Source organism: Aquiflexum sp. (assembly GCF_041749095.1).
Taxonomy (GTDB): Bacteria; Bacteroidota; Bacteroidia; order Cytophagales; family Cyclobacteriaceae; genus Aquiflexum.
In genome coordinates this window covers 1-3,899 of the sequence record NZ_JBGTCA010000248.1, presented here as the reverse complement: position 1 = coordinate 3,899, position 3,899 = coordinate 1, and the positions used below count along the sequence as shown (strand labels likewise).

Here is a 3,899-nt window from a genome sequence, read left to right as displayed (position 1 = left end):
TCATTATTTTTAATGTCCATGAATTCATCACGAAAATCAGAAAAACGTTTTTCATTTTGGACAGATATCCTGCTTTGGGCGAATTATTTGATGCTACTGGTAGGTTTATTGGTCGCTTTTGCTGGAAATTCTTTTGTTTTTAATTTGCACAATGATGGGACTTTTGAAGTTTTCAATAAAGGAGAACAGCTTTCAAGTCCAATTATAGATTTGAAAAACTGGCTTTTCGGGATTATTGGAGCAACTATGGTGGGGTTTAATGTAATGGCAATTTTTATCATCCGGTTTGCACTAAAAGCGAAAGAAATATGGGCTTGGAATGCCTTGTTTTATGGAATCATTATTTGGTTTATCATCGACTCAGGTATTTCCATTTATTATGCTGCTTATTACAATATTTATTTAATCAATATTCCTGCACTTTTGACATTTTTGATTCCACTTTTCTTTACAAGAGTATTTATTGTAAAGCATTTGCCATCGAGCCACGGATCGGATATTATTTAGTATTAATAATTCCCCAGAGTTTTTCCCTTCTTAAGAAATCAAATTGCTTCATTTGAGTTTTTCCAATTTTCCTTTTCTTTTGATCAGGTTTTTGTAATCCCATTGTATTTCCTTTGACTTTTTCAGCCATCGTTTCAAATCGGCTGTATTGATCTGATCTACCGAAGTATAGGTGATTGAGGCATCTTTGAATTTCCCGGTTCCTGGTTGGAGTTTTTCTTCCCCAAAGTCCATTCCGCTCCAAAACATCAGCCGGATACCTGCTTTTAGCTTATTGTAACCTACTGTAGGATTGCCTTCCAAAAACCAAACCGGATGCCTGTGCCAGATTTTGCTTTCAGCTTCAGGTAATCCCTTGTCAATTTCTTTTGAAAGCAACTCACAAACCTCCCTTTCAGCATCGCTTTGGGATTCGTTGTACACTTTGATTTCAATGTTCATTTTTCTTGACTCTTATTATCTTTAAATGTTAATACCTCCTCAGTCAGAGCTTTATGTAAGGCAGGGAGGAAAGCTTTACCCACTCTGTGAAGCCCTTCTTATCTAAAATACAGGTTATATTATCAATTCTTCGGAGCAGTATCCTCCTCAATAACATCCTTCTCAATGGTAAAAACAATATCGTCTTTTGATTTGGTCTCTCCTGTATAAAAATTATGGACACCCAGCATAAAAGCCACAATCAACGCCCAAGCGAGATTTTTGATTGACTTCCATATTGATTTCAATAATTTCACAGGAGAATACATATTAGATAAATTTACAGACTATTTTCTTTAATCCCCTTAATATTAATCCCGGACTCAAAAACGATTCCATTTGCATTTTTCTGTCAAAGTGGCTGGTTGAATTTCCCTTAGTATATTAATATGACAGAAAAATTTAAGAAATTAGGTTTGATTTTCAACCAATTAAAAATCAATTCTATATGCTTAAAGCTATCCATCCTAAGTTGCCCATGCGTGATAAAACAAAAACACGTGACTATTACCTCAATCAACTGGGCTTTGAGGAGTTAGGAAATCAGGATTATGATGGTTACTTGATGGTCAAAAAAGAAGAGATAGAAATCCATTTTTTTGAATTCAAGGAATTAAATCCAAAAGAGAACTACGGGCAGGTATATATCCGAACTGATAACATAAAGGAATTCTATCAATCTTTATTGGACAGAAAAATATCAATTCACCCAAACGGGCATTTAACCACCAAGCCATGGGGACAAATGGAATTTTCCTTGCTTGATCCAGACAATAATTTATTGACTTTTGGGCAAGTAGTGGAATGATCACTTATCACTTAAAAATTAAACCTTGCCGATAAGAGTACTATCCTCGTTTCCTGTTTGGAATAAAAATCCTGGGAAAATGAATTAGACCTTGCAAAGCCTGCAAACCTCCTTGTGTCAAATATATCGCGGACACTCAAACCAAGACTACCTTTATTTTTGAAGAGACTTTTTTGAAGGGTGGCATCTACAAAATATTGGGCCAAATCACGACCTTGCGCCTCAATCTCAGGGGACTCATAGTTTCCTGCAAACTGGAAATTAAAACCATAGGGCAATTTGAAATCCTGTGTCAACTTGACATTCCATGCAAAGCCGGAATTGGTGAATTCTTCGCTGATGTTGGAACCATCTACCGATATTCGAAATAATGTCAAACCTCCATTGATGGAATACCACTCAGTTACTTCCCCAGTCCCAATTAATTCCAATCCATAGGATTCTGCTGACAATAGGTTTTCAGGTTGGGAGTAAGAGATCCCATCTTCCACGATTGTGATAAAATCAAGTTGTCCATTGACTTTTCTATAAAACAGGTTGGTCGTCAAACTTGTTTTTTCAAAGTTTGCCATGTGACCAACTTCAAATGAATTGATCATTTCAGGCTGAAGGTTGGGATTTCCCCTTCGGACATTAAGACTATCTGTAATATCAGGAAATGGATTCAACCTCCATGCTGTTGGCCTGTCAATCCGCCTGCTGTATGTAAATTTCAGGGAATGTTTTTCGGTCAAATTGTACATTCCCTGCACACTCGGGAATAAGTTGAAATAGTTTTGCTGATTTCGATTACCGGTATTTTCCAAATAGGTATCCACTAATGTCATCTCTCCCCTTAATCCAAGACCATATTCAAATTTGGGTTTTTTAACCGAAATTAAAGCATACCCAGCGTGAATCTGATCTTTATATAGAAATCTGTTGCTGATTTGATCATCTTCCACAAAACCATTTTCTGCTTCATTAAATCTAAAATATTGGTAATCATTGTCGAATTTTCTAATGATCGATTTTAATCCGGTTTCAAATTTACCAAAATCCAAAGGTTTGATATAGTCTGCCTGAAAGACCGAAATGTTTCTGATTTCATCAATATAAGCCAGCTCCTGACCAGTCCGGTTGTCAGGCAGTGGATTCAGAGTGTTATTGAAAATGTCGATTTCCTGGGTTTTAAACTGGTTTCTAAAGGAATGGCTCGCAGTGGCCCTAAAAAGGTGTCCTTTGTCCTTGAAGTTGTGTTCAAAGATCAATGCATTATCAAGACCAGTATCTGTCTCACTTTCCTGATTTCTCCTGACATAATCAAAAGCTTCCGTGTCATCTCCCCCTCTTTCCAATTCCGCAAAAAGGGTATTGACCTGTCTATCCAAACTGGACTGAAACACACCTTCATAGCTTAGTACATTGTTCCCAAAGTAATAATCCGCACCATAGGTCAAATTGTGTCCAACGTTTCTACTTACGCTTTCAGTGTTTTGTTGCAAAGTTTCATCTTCTTCAAAAAGATAACGGGTAGAACTCCGATTACCTACATTTTTCCAATCCCTGAAATTATATCCTACAAAAGTGTTGAGTCTTAAACCTCTATGGTTCATTCTGGCACCTAGGTTTGTCCGGTTTCTTGTGCCGTAAGTTGCCTCCAATCCGCCATGGGTTCCAAGATCTTGGCCTTTTTTCAAAACAATATCAATCACCCCTCCTTCAGCTTCCGCATCGTACCGGGCATTTGGATTATTGATGATCCTGATTTCTTCTACTGCGCTTGCAGGTAATTGATCCAGGTTTTGGGTCAGGGAGGAGTTGCGGCCATTGATCAAAATATTAGTACCTGTGCTTCCTCTCAAAGAAATGGATCCATCCTCGGAAACAATAATCGAAGGGGTGTTTCTCAAAATATCCAATAAGGTTCCGCCTATATTTGCAAGATTATTTTCCGGCGAAATGGTAATGCCTTCCATGCTTGTCCGGAAGGGCAATTTGGAAGTCTGAACCACAACCTCCTGCAGGTTTTGGCTATCACCGATCATTTTTACTTTTCCCAAATCAGTGGGCCCATTGATTTCCAATTCTTCAAGAAGAAAATCTTTGTAACCCAAGAAGAAAG

General features: G+C 37.6%; 5 protein-coding genes. 2 read left to right on the top strand and 3 right to left on the bottom strand.

Annotated features, from left to right (window positions below; genetic code table 11):
* A partial coding sequence (locus tag ACEW8O_RS11680; protein WP_373494808.1) for a hypothetical protein occupies positions 1 to 507 on the top strand: 507 nt, incomplete at its 5' end.
* A gap of 48 nt (positions 508 to 555) precedes the next feature.
* Here ACEW8O_RS11680 and ACEW8O_RS11675 read toward each other — a convergent pair.
* Both ACEW8O_RS11675 and ACEW8O_RS11670 read right to left on the bottom strand, forming a co-directional pair.
* A complete protein-coding gene (locus ACEW8O_RS11675; RefSeq protein ID WP_373494807.1) occupies positions 556 to 948 on the bottom strand; it encodes a DUF1801 domain-containing protein in 393 nt (130 codons plus the stop codon).
* 122 nt (positions 949 to 1,070) lie between these two features.
* Positions 1,071 to 1,244, bottom strand: a complete 174-nt coding sequence (locus ACEW8O_RS11670) for a hypothetical protein (protein WP_373494806.1) — start codon at positions 1,242 to 1,244, stop codon at positions 1,071 to 1,073.
* Between the two features lie 191 nt (positions 1,245 to 1,435).
* Between ACEW8O_RS11670 and ACEW8O_RS11665 the strand changes: the two genes are divergently transcribed.
* Positions 1,436 to 1,795, top strand: a complete 360-nt coding sequence (locus ACEW8O_RS11665; RefSeq protein ID WP_373494805.1) for a bleomycin resistance protein — start codon at positions 1,436 to 1,438, stop codon at positions 1,793 to 1,795.
* A gap of 11 nt (positions 1,796 to 1,806) precedes the next feature.
* Here the strand turns inward: ACEW8O_RS11665 and ACEW8O_RS11660 are convergent.
* On the bottom strand, positions 1,807 to 3,899 hold a 2,093-nt coding region (locus ACEW8O_RS11660; protein ID WP_373494804.1), incomplete at its 5' end, for a TonB-dependent receptor domain-containing protein.